Genomic DNA, 18,389 nt, shown 5'->3' with positions numbered 1-18,389 from the left:
TGATGTAACTCACTAATTTATAAATAAAAGATTTTATTTTTAAAAATAATGATAATGAGCACAAATTAATACTAGCAAGATGGTAACCTGTATGTCAGAATCCATCGCTTTTTTATGCTTGTTTATTAAGACGTTACATACAATTTATCTATTGATAGCATGATTTATCATTGTTGAAACCGTTAGTTTACGGACCTTTTCAATATCTCAACAATGTAATCAATTATTGGAATTTCTCATTTGAAAATAGCTTTAAATCTTAATTTTGTTAGTAGTGCGCTATCAGGGTTAACCTCTGTGTTTAAACGTAAGAATTCGCAGTCTTCATCACGCTCTTACATTTATGATTTATCCGCAATTGCATTACTTCTTTTACCTCTAACGTTATCGAACGCAACCGCTGTTCTACTCGGGCATTTATTTAACTTTTTTGAATTTAAAGAACTTTCAAGCCTTCTTTTTCATTTATCGAATTTATTAATTAACATCTACCCACTCTCTTTTTGTGTTATTGCAGGGTATTACTTATCGCATAAAACGACCTTTAGTAGCGCAACGTTTATCATCTACGCTTTAGCTCTGTTTTATCTGCTTTCAATAGAGAATGGAAGTTTATCTACGCCATTTTATTTTCCGAATAATCCACTACTTGCTCTCTTAAGTGCTCTGATCACATTCATGTATTGCACTCGCTTTAATCTACAGCAACTAGAACCACAGGCTTTGGATTTTTCTTCTCGTTTGTTTAAGCACGTCTTCCACTTTTTTACTTTTATCAGCGCCGCCTTTTTATTGTCTAAATTGATGATGAAAGTCATTAATTACATGACGGCCTTAATCGGCAACATGAGTGCTGACCCTTTAACCTTTACTGGTGGGCTAATCTACCAAACCATTCTTGGGTTATTAGGCGCGATTGGCATTAATGGCCACAACATGTTGTTTGCCGTTAAACAGACCATCTATTCTGAAACTCAACAGAATATGACGGATTGGGCAGCAGGAGAAGCAACGTTAAATATCATAAACCAAGGATTTTATGATGCGTTTATGTCAATGGGTGGATCTGGGAACTCCATCAGTTTATTACTTTGTATTCTTCTATTTTCAAAAGAAAAAAATCATATTATGTTGGCTCTCGCCGCCTTCCCATTGGTCATGTTTAATATCAATGAGGTTTTGCTGTTTGGCTTACCAATCATCTTTAATCCATTACTGATCGTCCCATTTGTTGCGTTACCATTAATCAGTTTTTTAATTACTTATTTAGCTATCTTTTCAGGGGTGATATCTCCAGTCGTTAATATCGTTAACTGGATGACTCCACCATTATTTAGTGGTTATGTTGCAATGGGAGAAAGCATAGAAGGTTCAATATTACAGCTTGTTATTATCATTGTAGGTATTTTTGTATATCGTCCTTTTTATCTTGCATTTGCAGGGAAATACGCACTCAATCACCCTGCGGTACTGAGTAATACGAATATAGAACAGTCTATTTTTAAAAGCCTATTAGATAATGTTAGAAGCTCTGCAGCGACGAGCTTAAAGCATTCTTCAACCCAGCAACGCTTATCTCGAATGCTGCACGAAGATGGCTTTGTAATGCATTATCAATTACTTCAATCTGTTGTTGAGAAAGACGTTATCTCTTTTGAGGCATTATTGCGCTATCAAGATCGTGAAGGCAATTTATGCCCGCCTACCTTTATTAGCGATTTCCAACTGCTTAATATGATGCCAACACTGGATAAATTGGTTATTGATAAAGTCTTAACTGATATACAGAAAATGGATCTCAACGAAGATCGACGTGTTGCTATCAATATTTCTGTCGCTTCTATTGAAGAACATGGTTTTGCTGAGCACGTAATCGATCGTCTAAAGTTCTTTTCAATTCCACCACATTGGCTAGAAATTGAGATAACAGAAGAAGCAATTTTGAGTGATAACCATAATCTGCTGAGTACATTAGAGATCTTAAAGTCCCATGGAATTAAAATCGCTATGGATGATTTTGGAACCGGTTATGCTTCGTTCCCACATCTACTAAAATACCCATTTGATAAAATTAAGTTAGACCGCTCTTTGCTATTAGATGCTTCTACAACTAAAGGTAAACAGTTATACCAATTAATCGCTCAAATGGGTGATGTAGCAAATTGTGAAGTGGTAGCAGAAGGTGTTGAAACAGAAGATGAATTTAAATTTGTTGCCGAGTGTGGTGTTGATAAAGTACAAGGCTTTTTGATTGCGCGACCACAACCGCTTTCAGAGGCGCTAAAACTAATAAAACTTAACGAGCAGATTGATACCAATCGTAATAAATAACGGGTCATCTTAGTCGCTGATTAGAAGGCTTGATAACTGCGTTAGAATTTTCGATTATTAAATAAAGGACTATTCCACATAGTCCTTTTTACTACCACATAACGAACACAGCAGCGATTGCTATCAATATTAACGCTAATATATCTTTTCTTTTTATCCCTTCTTTTAGCCAAAAGAAAGAGATCAACATAGTAAAAAAGACTTCAACTTGACCTAAGGTTTTTACTAATGGCACCGTTTGTAATGACATAGCACTAAACCAACCAAGTGATCCTATAAAGCTGGCTATACTGGTCATAACAACCAATTTAGGCTTTATAAACATCGCCTTAAGTGTATTGAAGTCTCTAATTAAAAGATAAGAAACAAGCGCGATGGTTTGAAATAGAATCACCAAGAATAAAACCCAAGCAGCACGATGTGGAAAAGGCAGTGATAAGGTTAAACTCGCCTCTCTTACCCACAATGACGTTAACGCAAAAGAGGTACTGCACGCCAAACCTATGATTGCCGTTTTGAATGAAATACTACGAAGGCCATCAGGACAACTTAATAAGAAGACAGCAACCGCGCCTATTGCCACCCCTAACCAACCAAATAATGATAAAGACGTGCCAAAGAATAAAACGCCAAGAAAAGCAGACACAGGGGCTTCACTCTTTGCGAGCCCAGCTCCAATGGCAAAGTTTTTCTGTTTAAACAATACCACCATCAAACCTGTGGCGATGATCTGCATTACTGATGCAGCAATAATGAAAAAATACGAATAAGCCGTAAAGCTTGGTAAATTAACAGGTTCAAAGTAATAAAGAAGCCACAAATATATTGCCGCTAATGGTCCTGCCCACAAAAATCGTGACAACGTCACACCTGTCACATTCAATTCTTTACTTAATCGACTTTGAAACGCATTCCGCCATGATTGGCTAAACGCTGCAAGTAACGTAAATAATATCCAACTCACACATCATCCTTTATGAATCACTTCCTTTTCTCACATGATACATAAGTGAACCTCTATAGATAGTCGTTGTGAGTGATTATTTTATACTTTTACCATCGCTCTATAATCAGAAGGGGTATAACTGGTTTTATTCTTAAATACACGATAAAAATAGTTCACATCTTGAAAGCCACAACGTGTTGCTACCTCAGTTAAACGGAAGGTGTATTTCTTTAGCATAAACTTAGCACGTTCAATTCTCACCCAAGTAATATAATCAGCCAATGTCATATGTCCTTGTTGTCTAAACATACGCGATAAATGATTTGGTGAAATATTAAAACGATTCGCAATCGTGGTTCTATCTATGCTTTTATGGAAATTCTCTTGAATATAAATGCAAATTCCCTGATACAGATCTTCACTGCGCTTTTTAGGTGATACTGTTTCACTTGGCTCACCTAACATAGACTTACTGTAACTGAGTAACGCAAGAAGCAGATATTCGTCGATCTGTTTTTTGTTTGGTTCGCGGGCTAACGCATTTAACGCTTCTAAAATATTATCAATAGCGTGACCTGTACGAGTCTGGATACTGTACTTTTGTACGTCGTAAAACCCCTCTTCTCCTTTACGCTTACTCACTAAGCTAAAGCCAACTTGTCTGCGACCAAAGAGCAAACTAAGTACAGAGCAATCCTCACTCCAATCTGGCTTATTCCAACAGTTCGGTGGGATATACAAGGCATCACCAGCCATGACTTTAACTTCAGTAATGCCAAATTCGGGATCTTCTATTTGGTTTCGGTATTCACCACTAATCACCAATTCTAGACGAGGAAAGTTTACCTGATAACAACATGCAGGAGGCGTTACTTTATCTCCAGCAAACCAGATCTGATTAAAGCTTTCTCTCTCAGCCAACAAGGCCTCTAAAACGGTATTAAATACTAAATCCATGATAACCACTTTACGAAAATAACCGCATTTTTATCCACTTTAATAATCAAGTGCATGATTACTATTGATAAAAACCACAATGAGAAACACACCAAACAATCATGTAACTCTTTATTTATTAAATATTTTTTTGATTTGTACATTATAGATATTTCGTTTTATAAAAATAAGAGCTGAATCACACTTGCTGACAGATGTTACAATAATCCAGTAAATGTCTTTCTCGCACACTTACACAAAGCCCTTATTCCATTCAAACTGTCCCTACATAAGTAACCCATCATTAACAGGGAATATTTCATGATTACTGACTTAATCAATGAACAACTCATTTGTTTAAACCTGAAAGCTCAAACTAAAGACGACGTTTTTTCTGAAATGGCTGAACATTTGTTCCAGCAAGGCCGCATCAGTGATAAACAACAATTTTTAGCGGATATCTATGCTCGTGAAGAGTTAGGAAATACCGGATTTGAAGAAGGCGTTGCCCTTCCTCATGCTAAAAGTGCGGCAGTTATTTCTCCTGCTGTAATGATTGGTGTTAGCAAAGAAGGCATCGAATACGGTGCTGAAGATGGTCTTCCATCTCGTCTATTCTTCATGATCGCTTCACCGGCAAATGGTGCAGATCACCACATTGAAGTACTTGCAGAGCTATCATCTAAGTTAATCGAAGACGGCTTTATTGAGAAATTCTTAAACACGACGTCTTCAAAAATGGCACTTGAATTACTGCTTCAAAAAACTGACGAAGCAGAAGCTGTTGAAGCGAATAAAGGGTTCTTGATTGGCGTTACTGGTTGCCCTGCAGGTATTGCACATACTTACCTTGCATCTGAAGCGCTTGAGAAAGGTGCCGCTGAATTAGGTTATCAAATCAAAGTAGAAACGAACGGTTCTATTGGTGTTAAAAATAGCCCAACAGCCGAAGAAATCGAAAAAGCAGAAGCGATCATCGTGGCTTGTGATAAGCAAGTGGATCTGAATCGTTTTGCTGGTAAAAAATTAATTCAAACTGGCGTAAAAGCGCCAATTAAAGATGCGAAAGGGTTAATTACTCAATCACTTTCTCAACCACCTTTTGTGGCTGATAACTCTAATGCATCATCTGAAACTAAAGACAAAACATCACAAGCTCGTTCTGATCTATACCGTTACCTAATGAATGGCGTATCTCACATGATCCCATTTGTTGTTACTGGTGGTCTATTGATCGCACTGGCTCTAGCGCTTGGTGGTCAACCAACAGAAAGTGGAATGGCAATTCCTCCTGGTAGCCTATGGAATAAAGTGCTTGATGTGGGTGTGGTTGCCTTTACTTTAATGATCCCTGTTTTAGCCGGTTACATTGCTTACGCTATTGCTGATCGCCCTGCTCTTGCTCCTGGCTTGATTGGTGGTTGGATTGCAAACAACGGTTCATTCTACGGTGCCGAAGCGGGTACTGGTTTCATTGGTGCTATCATCGCTGGTTTATTAGTGGGTTACTTCGTTAAATTTGTTGCTAACATTAACTACAACAAATTTATTCAACCGCTTGTTCCTATTATGATTGCCCCTATTGCAGGCTCTCTATTTATCTCAGGTCTGTTTATCTTTGTTATTGGTGCTCCAATCGCAAGCTTAATGGATTCATTAACTGCGCTGCTTACTACAATGAGTACAGGTAACGTTGTATTACTTGGTATCGTACTGGGTGGTATGGCTGGCTTTGATATGGGTGGTCCATTCAACAAAGTAGCCTTCCTATTCTCTGTAGGTATGATTGCAAGTGGTCAAACTCAATTTATGGGTGCAATGGCATGTGCGATTCCTGTTGCTCCACTAGGTATGTCTTTAGCAACCGTTATTGGTCGTAAATTCAATATCTTTGAAGAATCTGAAACCGAAGCGGGTAAAGCGGCTGGTGCAATGGGCTTAGTAGGTATCTCTGAAGGTGCGATTCCATTTGCAGCTCAAGATCCACTGTCTGTTATCCCTGCGAACATGCTTGGTTCAATCACTGCTGCAGTAATGGCTTTCTCATTTGGTATTACAAACAGTGTTGCTCACGGTGGTCCAGTTGTTGCGCTTCTTGGTGCAATGAACAAACCAGTACTAGCAATTGCATGTATGGCAGCAGGTACTGTTGTGACTGCTCTAGTTTGTGTATCACTTAAAAAGATGCGCCAGAACAAAAATTCTGCTCCTGTAGCTGCTTAATTGCTCTGACACTATTGACGACAATCCCCCTGTCGTTGATAGTGTCTTTCTAGTTTTATGACGAGTACATTATGAACGCATTAAAACCTCAAACTTTTTACCCAATGACCAACGTAATTCAAGATTATGCTTGGGGAAGTCACACTTCAATCGAAGCCTTATTTGATATAAAAAACAACACAGGTAAACCTCAAGCTGAACTTTGGATGGGTGCTCATCCTAACGGTTGTTCTGCAGTTACTGTTAATGGCGACTCTGTTCTTCTATCTGATTTAATCAATCAAGATAAAGAAGCTTTTTTATCAAAAACAACAGCTGATGCCTTTGGTGAATTACCGTACCTTTTTAAAGTACTGGCAGCAGAAAAAGCCCTTTCTATTCAAGTTCACCCAAATAAACAACAAGCGGTTGATGGGTTTGAAAAAGAAGAAAAAACAGGCATTGCCCTAACGGCTTTCAATCGTAACTACAAAGATAACAACCACAAACCTGAATTGGTTTACGCATTAACTGACTATAAAGCGATGAACGGCTTTAGAGATTATCAAGAAATCGTCTCTTTGTTCTCTGCAATGCAGCTTCCAACTATCGCATCTTATGTTGATGACTTAGCTCAAGAACCAAATTCAAACGGTTTACAACGTTTCTTTAAAGCGATTCTTTCTTTAGAAAATGAAACCAAAGAGCGTGCTGTTGCTGAATTACTTGATTACGCATCAAGCAGCACTGATGAGCTATTTGTACTGCTTCAAGAGCTTGCGATTCAATATCCGAATGATGTAGGTTTATTTGCTCCACTTATGCTTAATGTTATTACGTTAAAACCGGGTGAAGCCATGTTCCTAAGCGCATGTACACCGCACGCTTATATTCATGGCACAGGGTTAGAAATCATGGCAAACTCTGACAACGTATTACGTGCAGGGTTAACACCTAAATACATGGATATTGATGAATTAATGTCTTGCACTGAGTTTGTAAGCCAACCTCTTTCATCATTACTTACTCAGCCAAATACGGTTGATGGTGGTATGAGCTACCCTATCCCTGTTAATGATTTTAAATTCTCAGTATTTACCGCAACCGATGCGTTAACGCTAGAAACCAACAGCGCAGAGATCTTATTCGCTATTGATAGTGATTTAACTTTAACTCACGAAAATGGTGAATCGGTAACAGTTGCAAAAGGCCACTCTGTTTTTATTCCTGCTTATGCAAAACGTTACTCGTTAACCAGCAATGGTAACGTAGCGAGAGCGTATAACTAAAGGGTCTAGGGTCTAGGGTCTAGGGTCTAGGGTCTAGGGTCTAGGGTCTAGGGTCTAGGGTCTAGGGTCTAGGGTCTAGGGTCTAGGGTCTAGCAGAATGCTGGCTTGGCGGTTGTCGTTAAGCCAGCTTTTTTATGCCCGCAATTTACATTATTGCCGTTACAATAATTGGCACATTGCATATAAGATTAAGGCTTGAAGCCCTTTAGGCTGCCTTGTGTGTACCAATCTTTGACTGAAATCCTCAGATAATAAACTCCGCGTTAAATACGTCGCAGCCATGATCATCTCTTTGGTTGGTTTTTCAGGAAGCACCAAAGCAATAATGACATTCACATCTCCCATCTTGGATGCCCAATCAACTGGGTAATCACTGCGAATAATGGCGATTGTCGGTTTTTCTACATAAGGGGAAATAACATGTGGTAACGCGATCTGTTTTGCCATTGCTGTCGATGAACGCTCTTCACGCTTTATCAATGCAAGCAATAGCTCATCAGATTCTTTTGGATAAATAAGTTGAGACAAACCTTTTAGGATTTCAAACTTAGACAGTACGGCTTGCGCTTTTACGTAGTGGAAATCCACCTCACACTGGGGGGTTAATTGAGGGTAAGTATTGGTAATGGTTTCTGAGAAATCACACAATTTATCTGAAGCAACAAAATCAAACGTCGACGACAATAAATCCGTTAAAACAAAATTGGCCCACTCCGCATCCATACCCACTGTAATTAATTGACAAAAATCACCAGGACACAGACCGACTTGAAGTAATCCCAATGAACTTTCAGCGTTTGTACTTCTATTTTGAGTAATATTATCGATATAAACCAAACTCTTAAACTTTTTAGCAAGACGGGTTAATTGACTTGCAACTTGAGGTGGCAAGCCCTGATCTTTTACAAAAAAAGTAATTCGGTAATCGATAGTATTAAGCTCCATTAGAAAAGGTGTTTTTTCAGTATACCTTCAACATCCGTTAATATGGTTTCAATTGGGAATTGTTTTGAATTAATTCCTAAAAAACGGTTCTTATCTTCAATCTCGATATCCGATGCAATAATAACCAAATCAGCACTGACGATATCAACGGGTGTCAGTACATTTTCTACCCCCATTGCACCTTGTGTTTCCACTTTAATTGAGACACCTAACTTTGCTGCCGCTTTTTTCAATACATCCGCAGCCATATAAGTATGTGCGATTCCTGTAGGACAAGCGGTAACTGCTACAATTTTCATTATTAACTCTTTTCTTATTACAATTTAAATGTTCGATATATATCTGTTATTTATGATAAATTGCTTTATATAAATGAATAAGGATGAAACTCACACTTTACCAATTAGGTTACAATAATCCAGTAAATGTATTTTTTATCCAGTTATAAAAACTCAAAGATCAACTAAGATTACGCCCTATTACCGGTAGATAATGGAATTGTTATGGATATCACCTCTCTTATAAACGCCAATGTTATCTGTTTAGACCTTAAATCCACATCTAAAGAAGATATCCTTCAAGAGATGGTTCAAATTTTAGATGATGCCGGAAAACTCTCTAATAAAACACAATTCTTAGCCGATGTGTGGGCCCGTGAAGAGATAGGCAACACAGGTTTTGAGGATGGTATTGCTATTCCTCACGCAAAAAGCTCTGCCGTACTCACCCCTTCTGTCGCTATTGGGATCAGTCGCACCGGTATTGATTATGGTGCTGAGGACGGTGAACCTTCTGATATCTTTTTTATGCTCGCCTCAACTGATGGTGATGATAACCAGCACATTGAAGCCCTAGCACAGATCTCCAGTCGTTTGATTGAAGATGGTTTTACCAATAAACTCAAAAAAGCCGACACAAAAGAAGAAATACTCGATCTTTTTACGGATATTATTCAACCAAGTACTGAATCAACCGACATTGAAAATGCTCCATCTCAAATAGAGAAAAGTGAGTTAACGCGTAAACTAGGCCGCACCAAAGAACATTTATTATTTGGTACATCGCACATGATCCCATTCATCGTTGCTGGTGGTGTATTACTTTCCCTATCTGTGATGATCTCAGGTCAAGGGGCCGTACCAACAGAAGGTATTTTGGCTGATATCGCTCAAATGGGCATCGCAGGGTTAACGCTATTTACTGCGGTATTAGGTGGTTATATCGCCTACTCTATTGCAGATAAACCGGGACTCGCTCCTGGCATGATAGGTTCATGGATTGCAGTTCAACAATACAATACCGGTTTTTTAGGTGCGATCATCATTGGATTCTTTGCTGGCTTTGTGGTTCGCAGTTTAAAGAAAATTAAACTGCCTGAAAGTATGGCTTCGTTAGGGTCTATCTTTATTTATCCCCTTGTTGGCACCTTCCTCACTTGTGCAGCAGTAATGTGGGTAATAGGTGCTCCTATATCTAATGCCATGGCAGCGCTAAACGAATGGCTCGCTAGCATGGCAGGCTCAGGAAAAATCGCTTTAGGTGCAATTCTAGGTGCGATGGCCGCTTTTGATATGGGTGGACCAATTAATAAAGTGGCAACCTTATTTGCTCAAACTCAAGTGAACACTCAGCCATGGTTAATGGGCGGTGTTGGCATCGCTATTTGTACTCCACCACTGGGAATGGCACTGGCGACGTTCTTATCTCCAAAGAAATTTAAACGTGATGAGCGAGAAGCCGGTAAAGCGGCTGGTATTATGGGAATGATAGGCATAACTGAAGGTGCGATTCCATTTGCTGCTGCCGATCCCGCTCGTGTTATCCCAGCGATTGTTGCTGGTGGCATTGTCGGTAATATTACTGGTTTTGTATTTAATGTATTAAACCATGCTCCTTGGGGAGGATGGATTGTATTACCTGTTGTCGATGGCAAAATTGGCTACATTATAGGAACACTTTTAGGTGCATTCACCACTGCCGCTATTGTTATTTTACTTAAGAAAAACGCGGTAGAAGATGATGAACAGATACAACAAGAATTCACTTTTGAATCCGTTAAAAATGAAGGTGAAGCCGACGTATTAGCAGTCACGGCTTGCCCATCAGGAGTCGCTCATACTTTTCTTGCGGCTAAAAGTTTAGAAAAAGCGGCTCATAAACTCGGTATTAAAATCAAAGTAGAGACCCAAGGCGCTGATGGTATTAATAACCGTATTACCCCTCTTGATATAAAGAACGCCAAGCTGGTCATTTTTGCTCATGATGTGGCAATCAAAGAACCTCTTCGTTTTAAAGGAATGCGGACACTGGATATTGCCACCAAAGATGCCATGTACAGTGCAGAGCAACTGCTCAATGATAATTTAACGAAACATCACAAGCGTTTTTCAAGAGCGTAAACTCAGTCAGGGTTGATATGGTTGTAGTATCAACCCTTACCTTAAAACCGTTAATCATCTCCACACTTATTCAACATTTCCAACAATCAGATACACAGAATCTAAACCATTTTCTGCTCGTCCATAAGACAGAATAATCGGCCCAATAGGCGTATCTATTCCTCCAAACAATGAACCAGAGAAAATAAGCGGTGCGGAGCTAATGTCTGTTGATTTCATTGACCATAAACCACCGTATTCTGCTGATGCCCCCAAATAAACCGCTGTTTTAAACATGCCTAAATCATTCTCAAACCAACGGTATCGATAAGTTAAGCGTCCATAAATTTTATTTGCACCAATCAAACTGTTTCGTGGCAAGCCTGATAAATGATTAAACCCGCCAAGCTCAATCGGATTAACTGGAACCAAGTAATCATCGCTATTCGTTATCCCATATTCCGCACTACCAATGAAAGTGTGTCTTGCAATGCTTCTGGCAAATAACGCTTCTGCTGTAAATTCATCAATGTATTGTTCTGAATGATCAGAGCCATCTACATCTCGGCTATTTACCTTATCGAATGCATATAAGTAACGTGCATTTATTAACGAACCATGCGTTGGCAATGAAATACTGTCTAAACTATCAAAATTGTATTCGAACGTTGCACCTAAGCGTTCATATTCCGTTCTCCCATACGCTGAAAGTCCGGTTAATTCATGGCTTCCTTTTGCATATAAGATCCCTGTTTTTAACTGCTGATCTTTTGTTGCTTCTACACCAAACAAAGCATCCACGGTAAAATCTCGAAGATTAACAGGATAAAAGCTCATGCTGCTGTTTGGCTCTTTATCTTCTAAACTGCTTGTTGAAATTGAGCGTTTTTTATCGCTATACATCATGTTTGATTGCACAAAGAAATGATGATTCAGATAAAGAGGATAATGAATGGTCGCATCAAATATCTTATCCGTACCTAATTCAACATTTGTACGTAATTCAGCACCATAATTGTTTAAATCGGTAAAATTAATTGATGCTCCAAGACCATACTGACTGTGCGTATCAAAATCCTCTTCTAAGAAAAAACGAAAATTTAAGTAATTAGGTCCCCACTCTTTCTCTTTGGCGGTCACTTTTAATACATTTTCATTGTTATCTTCTTCAACTAAATAAGTAATTGTTTCAAAACGATTGGTTGCATATAGAGCGTGAATTTTGCCTTCAATATAATCACTGTTAAGCGATGTTCCTTTCTCAAACTGAATAAAACGCTCTAGTTTGTCGCTCTCATAATGACTTCGATTTTCAACTTCTACTTTATCAATGATTGCGCCTTGAGCTAAGCGAACGTTAGCTGATTGCTGTTTTTTCCTGTTGCTGTATTGAGCATATTCATTAGGAGTAACCGCTAAAGATTTTAGACGTGATTTCAGCGTCATTGCTGTATCGTAGCCCTCTTGATACGCTCTTGACATACTTGAGAAATCCGTCGTTTCAATATCACCAACTCGAGGCTGCAATAAAATATCTTTATCTGTTAAAAATTCCGCTTGCTCTTGAGTACTGCGTTTAACCATAAAATTAGTTAATTGAGATGCCACATCAAATAATGAGCCTATCTGCTCTTTAGTCATATAATTTGAGCTAATATCCACCGCGATGACAATATCCGCCCCCATCTCTTTTGCCAGTTCAACGGGCATATTATTGGTTACGCCACCATCGATAAGCAGCTTATCCTCAAACTCATAAGGTGGTAAGGCGCCAGGTACCGACATGCTTGCCATCATCGCATCAACTAAAAGGCCATGATCGATAACCACTTCTTCCATTGAAACAATATCAGTCGCAACTGAACGGTAGCGAATAGGGAAATCATCAAACGATGCAACGGACACGGGATTACCAGATGTTTCACGTAAAATCTTGAGCATATTCTGCCCTTGAATCGCTGACTTTGGTGATTTTACTCCCTCTTTTCTGATTCCTAGCGATGGATTTATTGCAAACCTGTCTTCGTACTTTTTATCTCGACTATTTTTCTCTTCTCTGCCAACCTCATCTTGATAGCCACTGTACCAATCTACGGTATGCAAATACGCTTCAATCTCAGAGGCCGATTTCCCTGTAGCATAAAGCCCACCGACATACGCCCCCATACTAGTACCAGTAATAATATCTATGGGTATATTTAACTCTTCAAGCGCTTTTAATACGCCAATGTGTGCCGCCCCTTTTGCACCACCACCAGCAAGTACCAAAGCAATTTTAGGGCGAGATGGTTCTTTTATTGGCTCTGCATATAAATACGGTGTAAAAAGAAATGTAGCTAAAAAAACAAACCATAATTTCAAGCGAAAAACATGACGCATAATCACCATCCAGATAAGAATAATCATTAATTTTCATAAGAATATCAGGTTTAAAAAAGCAGAATTTGATCGGGGTAACGCTATTAGATTAACACTCTTCTATAAACAAACCGTCACTTTCACTTTAACTGAATTGCCTGTCATTTTGACTATTAAAATAGTGATTCCGTGTGTTTTTTTATAAGCGCGAGTTATCGTATTGAAATAAACAATTAAGTTGATATTTTGGCAAGCTAAATAAAATAGAACAAAAATATTTTGCTAGAGGATTAACAAATGGCTAAGCCAATCCAACTGGGTTTTATGGCTTTAATTATGGCTTGCTCTTTACCTGCATTTGCTAAAGGTGAACGCTACGGTATTGCTGCCAATTTTAAAACGATAGAATCTACTGAGTACGAACAAGGAATGAGTGGCGAACTCAGCACAATCAGTTATGGCTTAGTTCATACGAGACCAATTGACGAAAACAATAACCGTTGGCGTTGGTTGTTTGGTTTTAATTATCTTTCTGATTATATTGAAGCGCCAGCAAATGGTGTGTATCAAGAAGTCACCAATTATGAATTCCGTATTGTTCCTCAATATGCACTTGGTAATTGGTGGGCTTTTACACCATACGTAGGTGCAGGATTATCATTAGGATATAGCCAATATGGAAATCGTTGGAAAGTAGACCACGAAGGTTACAAATATGGTAATCAATTAGATGACATTGATCAATTTGAAGTAGGTGCAGTTCTATCATTTGGTACTGTTATTAAGCTTGGAAGTAACCCAGATGCTCATTTACAGATCATCCCTCAAGCTTCTTACATTCAACCAATTTATAACGATGGCCTAGGTGGGCTTGAGTTATCTGTATCTTTGTTATTCTAAGGACGTCTTGTGCATTTAAACCAACTCACCCTGTTTATCACAAAGTCACCAGAAGAGTATACAGGTAGCAAACATATTGAAATGCCAGAAGGCGGAGGTTCATTAGGTCGAAATCCAAGCAATACGGTAAGTTTAGTCGACCATAACCGCTTTATTTCTGGCTCGCATTGCTTAATTAGTATTTACGGTGATACCTATTACCTAAGTGATGTTAGTACTAATGGTACGTTAGTTAACGGAAATAAGTTATTAAAAAACCAGCCAATTTCACTTTACGATGGCGATACGATTGTTCTTGGTCGATACGAAATATCTGTTGGATTAGAAAAACTATCTAACTCAGTAAACATTGCCGCGGATATTTCGGAAGAAACAGACTCAACCGATCCGTTAGTTAATCTTGCTGAATACACTCCAGATGAAGAACAAGATAAAGGTAACATTGCAGATCTGTTTAAAGAAACTCGTATAGATAAAGTTGATAGCAGTGATCCTGTTGCTCATCTAAATTTCATTACCCAAACCAATAATGATGATCATTTATTGCATGGGAATGAAAAAAAACACGAACAAAAAATCAATGAACCAGTCCATACTCGTCAATTACTTGATGATAGCGATAGCGTACACTCAGAATTTGATGTCCCTAATTTAATTCCTGAAGATTGGTTTTCTAATGATTTAGCTAATACATCAATGCCACCAGTTCAAATTGATGAACCAATAGCCACATCTTCAGAGTCAGAACCCATGGTACATTCATTTGTTGACTCTACACCAGAGACAATAATTCCATCAGTTACTGAGCAGTTGGCTTGGGAAGATGTGACTCAAACCATTCAACCGTCAGTCTCAACAACTGAACCGAAAAGTGATGAGTTTTTTATCGCACCTTCAACATCTATGGATGTGTATCCATCACAATCAATAGAAACGTCATTCAACTCAAAAATGAGTGATGATGCCGCATCTGCTTTTTACAAAGGTTTAGGAATGTCAGCCTCGCAAATAGAACAAACAGACGAGCAATTCTTCCAACAGATGGGGAATTGTTTACGCCTATGTATCAACAATTTGCAAAAAGAACTCTCTGAGCTAAAAGCAATAAAAAATAATGAACAAGACGATTCAATGACTAATATTGTTGAACTCATGCTGTCTTTAAATCATCAACAACTGCTATCACCTAACGAATTGATAGAACAGATATTAGATGAACTAGACAGTCATAAATTAAACATGACTAACGCAACCAATGACGTCATCAACAATAAGTTACTGATGCTGCATCCTGAAAAATTTGCTCAAGACGTGCGTTCACAATCACGCTTTAAAGCAAGCGGTAAATTATGGAAAGAATATATCGAGTTTTATCAAAACCATAATAACGAAAAGATTGATATATCCAGCTCAGTCGTTCAACAAAAAATCAAAGAGCAATACACAAAAAGATTAAAGGCTTAACATGCGAAAATTACTCACGTTTTCTCTTATTTTTTTATTATCTGGCTGCACTATGTGGGATCAGTTTAAAGAATCAACAGGAATTACCCCTGAAACCTCTTCTATCGAGTTAATTATTACAGCAGATAAAGTATTAAATGTTCGTGAAGGTGGGCAATCATCACCCGTCATATTGCGGATTCATGAACTAAACTCCCCTGTTCTTTTTCGTAACCTTGATTTCTTTGCGTTATTTGAAAATGACAAAGATGCACTTGGTGATGAATATATAAAACGATACGAATACCAAATTCAGCCCGGGGATGTAGTTCATGAGACTCTGGTATTAGACCCAGCGACTCGAGCTATCGGTTTCTCTGTAGCATTTAGAGACATAAACGGATCATCTTGGCGTAAAGTCGAGTTAATCGAAGAAAAAAGCGAATACTTCTTAAAGCTAAACCTAAAAGAAAGTGAACTTAGCTCCAACAATACTCGCGGTATTGAGCAAATATATTTTTAAGGATATCAATAATGTCATTATATAACCCTGTCGTTTGGCAAGATGGAATGTTCATGAAACCGCAACATTTCCAGCAGCTAGATCGCTTTCAAGGTAAACAAAGTGGAATGCTAAGTGGGTTTGAATCACCTCTTCACTGGGGCATAAAGCGCATTGAAATTAATACCGAGTTACTGGCTTTAGGAAAAATTGGTATCACACACGCAGAAGGTATCTTGCAAGATAGAACCCCTTTTGATTTACCACTGCACGCTTCTTTACCAGAGGTAAAAGATGTCGATGCATCCGTTGCGAATAAAGTGCTGTACCTATGCTGTCCATTGCCTTCTGAACGTTCAGAATTATTTGGTACAGGTAAAGATGGTGCTCGCTATTCTATACACACACAAGATGCAGTAGACGCGTGTTATGACAGTGAAGAAATTGCCAATATTACCATTGGTAAACTGAATTTTTGTTTAATGTATGAAGATGAAGATAAGAGTGCTTACACCTCTATTCCAATCTTAAAAATTTCAGAAGTAAAACCAGATGGCAGTATTATTCTTGATAATGCTTACATCCCTACATGTATTGATATCAACGCATCTACGGTATTAAAGAAATTTACTACTGAATTTGCCTCCATGCTTCGTCATCGTGCTGAATCCATTGTGCAACGCTTAGGTGTGGTTGATCAGCAAGGTGTTTCATCGGTTTCTGATTTCATGCTACTTCAAGCATTAAACCGTTATGAACCTTTATTCTGGCACTTTGCCAACATTGAAGGCGTACACCCTGAAGCGTTTTATCGTGTTTTATTGCAAGCAGAAGGTGAATTAGCAACCCTATGTTCGTCGTCACGCCGACCACAAGAATTCGTTCCTTATAATCACGGTAATTTAACGAGTTGTTTATCAACCATCTTACATAACTCGAAAGTGACCTTAAGCGTAATGTCAGAACAACGCGCTATTCCTCTTCCTCTTAAAGAGCAAGGTTATGGTATTCGTATTGCGCCAATTTCAGACAGAAGTATCGTTGAATCAACTACCTTTATCTTGGCAGTTAAAGCTGACGTTACTCTTGATATACTACATACTCAGTTTGTATCTCAAACTAAGATTGGCTCTATCGATAACATTCGTGAACTTATCAATCTACAACTGCCAGGTATCAATATTAAACCTATGCCGGTGGTTCCTCGTGCATTGCCATATCACGCGGGTTACACCTACTTTGAGTTAGATAAATCAAGCGAAGAATGGGCGGCACTAAATAAAGCTGCAGCCATTGCAGTTCATGTTGCAGGTGATTTTGCAAACTTATCTCTACAGCTTTGGGCCGTTAGACTATGAGTTATGTTGAAGACGACGTAACAGTTGTACTTTTTCAACCTGAGCCGGGCAAACCCATGGAGGTTATGCCCGCCCCTGATTTATCTCGCAATATTTCAGTCAGTGAATTGGATATTTCATCTATGGGGATCAACCCATTAGTTGACCAATTCTCATGGCTTATTGCGAGTTTATCTTGTATGTCTTCCATTCCATGGCTTGATGATCCTATGCCTTTTCGTGAGCAAGTCGCTCGTGAAATACGTAAAGGTGAACGTATGCTCAACGAAATGGAAGTCGACCGTGCATCTATTCTGGTTATCCGTTATTGCTTATGTGCTGCAATGGATGAATCGGTATGCCGTCAAGAATGGGGAGCCAACAGTAACTGGAGTCAGAACAGCTTATTGTCTGAATTTCATAATGAAACCTCAGGTGGCGATAAGTTTTTTGTCATTTTAGATAGATTAAAAGCAGATCCTCGCAAGTATCGTCATGTAATCGAATTCTTATATTTACTCCTACAACTGGGTTTTAAAGGTAAATATGGTCGAGCTGAGCGTGGTGCTGAGAGTTTGACTGAGATCGGCAACACTATCTACCGTTTAGTTCGTGACGAGCGTCTGGCTGAGCAAGAGAAAGTAGCATTAGTTGATGTCAAATCTAAGTACTTAAAAAAACCATTAAAACGCGTACTGCCTCCAAAGTTGATCCTTGGCGTCAGTGCTTTACTATTTGCGGTCATGTATGCCGCTACGTATCTCGTTATTGATGTTCGATTCCAAAAGCTACTGTCTCTTTATCAGTAGGTTTTCTGCATTT

Annotated in this window: 14 protein-coding genes; 9 read left to right on the top strand and 5 right to left on the bottom strand. The window is 38.7% G+C overall.

Annotated elements, in window-relative coordinates; genetic code table 11:
- The first annotated feature begins 297 nt into the window (after positions 1 to 297).
- Complete coding sequence (locus AVFI_RS17525) at positions 298 to 2,331, top strand: EAL domain-containing protein (RefSeq protein WP_065596995.1); 2,034 nt, start codon at positions 298 to 300, stop codon at positions 2,329 to 2,331.
- Between the two features lie 91 nt (positions 2,332 to 2,422).
- Here AVFI_RS17525 and AVFI_RS17520 read toward each other — a convergent pair whose 3' ends face one another.
- Together AVFI_RS17520 and AVFI_RS17515 are read right to left on the bottom strand one after the other, a co-directional pair.
- The gene (locus AVFI_RS17520; protein ID WP_188863687.1) at positions 2,423 to 3,295 is read right to left on the bottom strand and encodes a DMT family transporter; all 873 of its coding nucleotides are present in this window, start codon (positions 3,293 to 3,295) and stop codon (positions 2,423 to 2,425) included.
- An 81-nt stretch (positions 3,296 to 3,376) separates the two neighbouring features.
- Positions 3,377 to 4,234 (bottom strand): helix-turn-helix transcriptional regulator, encoded by an 858-nt coding sequence (locus AVFI_RS17515; RefSeq protein ID WP_005423022.1) that lies wholly within the window; start codon positions 4,232 to 4,234, stop codon positions 3,377 to 3,379.
- Between the two features lie 300 nt (positions 4,235 to 4,534).
- Between AVFI_RS17515 and AVFI_RS17510 the strand changes: the two genes are divergently transcribed.
- Positions 4,535 to 6,436 carry a PTS fructose transporter subunit IIABC gene (locus tag AVFI_RS17510; protein ID WP_065596862.1) on the top strand — a complete coding sequence of 634 codons (1,902 nt, stop codon included), beginning with the start codon at positions 4,535 to 4,537 and terminating at the stop codon, positions 6,434 to 6,436.
- Positions 6,437 to 6,507: 71 nt separating this feature from the next.
- Positions 6,508 to 7,704 carry a mannose-6-phosphate isomerase, class I gene (gene manA, locus AVFI_RS17505; RefSeq protein ID WP_054775809.1) on the top strand — a complete coding sequence of 399 codons (1,197 nt, stop codon included), beginning with the start codon at positions 6,508 to 6,510 and terminating at the stop codon, positions 7,702 to 7,704.
- A 159-nt stretch (positions 7,705 to 7,863) separates the two neighbouring features.
- On the opposite strand, the gene AVFI_RS17500 is transcribed toward manA, so the two are convergent.
- Entirely contained in the window at positions 7,864 to 8,649 is a 786-nt protein-coding gene (locus tag AVFI_RS17500) for a PTS sugar transporter subunit IIA (RefSeq protein WP_011263542.1), read from the bottom strand.
- A complete protein-coding gene (locus AVFI_RS17495; protein ID WP_005423026.1) occupies positions 8,649 to 8,948 on the bottom strand; it encodes a PTS fructose transporter subunit IIB in 300 nt (99 codons plus the stop codon). The genes AVFI_RS17500 and AVFI_RS17495 overlap by 1 nt, the downstream gene beginning before the upstream one ends.
- Positions 8,949 to 9,152: 204 nt before the next feature.
- On the opposite strand from AVFI_RS17495, the gene AVFI_RS17490 reads away from it, so the two are divergent.
- On the top strand, positions 9,153 to 11,048 hold the full coding sequence (locus AVFI_RS17490; RefSeq protein WP_188863686.1) for a fructose-specific PTS transporter subunit EIIC: 1,896 nt from the start codon (positions 9,153 to 9,155) through the stop codon (positions 11,046 to 11,048).
- A gap of 66 nt (positions 11,049 to 11,114) precedes the next feature.
- Here the strand turns inward: AVFI_RS17490 and AVFI_RS17485 are convergent, their stop codons facing one another.
- Positions 11,115 to 13,406 (bottom strand): patatin-like phospholipase family protein, encoded by a 2,292-nt coding sequence (locus AVFI_RS17485; RefSeq protein ID WP_188863685.1) that lies wholly within the window; start codon positions 13,404 to 13,406, stop codon positions 11,115 to 11,117.
- A gap of 276 nt (positions 13,407 to 13,682) precedes the next feature.
- Between AVFI_RS17485 and AVFI_RS17480 the strand changes: the two genes are divergently transcribed.
- The 5 genes from AVFI_RS17480 to icmH are packed head-to-tail and all read left to right on the top strand — an operon-like array spanning position 13,683 to position 18,376.
- Positions 13,683 to 14,285: a hypothetical protein gene (locus AVFI_RS17480; protein ID WP_054775808.1), complete on the top strand. Its 603-nt coding sequence runs from the start codon at positions 13,683 to 13,685 to the stop codon at positions 14,283 to 14,285.
- A 9-nt stretch (positions 14,286 to 14,294) separates the two neighbouring features.
- Positions 14,295 to 15,749: a type VI secretion system-associated FHA domain protein TagH gene (tagH, locus tag AVFI_RS17475; RefSeq protein ID WP_188863684.1), complete on the top strand. Its 1,455-nt coding sequence runs from the start codon at positions 14,295 to 14,297 to the stop codon at positions 15,747 to 15,749.
- Between the two features lies 1 nt (position 15,750).
- Positions 15,751 to 16,251, top strand: coding sequence for a type VI secretion system lipoprotein TssJ (gene tssJ, locus AVFI_RS17470; RefSeq protein WP_012535132.1), 501 nt, complete (start codon positions 15,751 to 15,753; stop codon positions 16,249 to 16,251).
- Between the two features lie 11 nt (positions 16,252 to 16,262).
- Positions 16,263 to 17,588 (top strand): type VI secretion system baseplate subunit TssK, encoded by a 1,326-nt coding sequence (tssK, locus tag AVFI_RS17465; protein ID WP_012535575.1) that lies wholly within the window; start codon positions 16,263 to 16,265, stop codon positions 17,586 to 17,588.
- Positions 17,585 to 18,376, top strand: a complete 792-nt coding sequence (gene icmH, locus AVFI_RS17460) for a type IVB secretion system protein IcmH/DotU (RefSeq protein ID WP_155656042.1) — start codon at positions 17,585 to 17,587, stop codon at positions 18,374 to 18,376. Before tssK ends, icmH begins: the two co-directional genes overlap by 4 nt.
- Positions 18,377 to 18,389: the final 13 nt, after the last annotated feature.

Origin of the sequence: Aliivibrio fischeri ATCC 7744 = JCM 18803 = DSM 507, from assembly GCF_023983475.1 — a bacterium.
In the GTDB taxonomy this organism is placed as follows: Bacteria; Pseudomonadota; Gammaproteobacteria; order Enterobacterales; family Vibrionaceae; genus Aliivibrio; species Aliivibrio fischeri.
The sequence above is the reverse complement of the archived record's forward strand: the minus strand, read 5'-3'. Positions and strand labels throughout refer to the sequence as shown.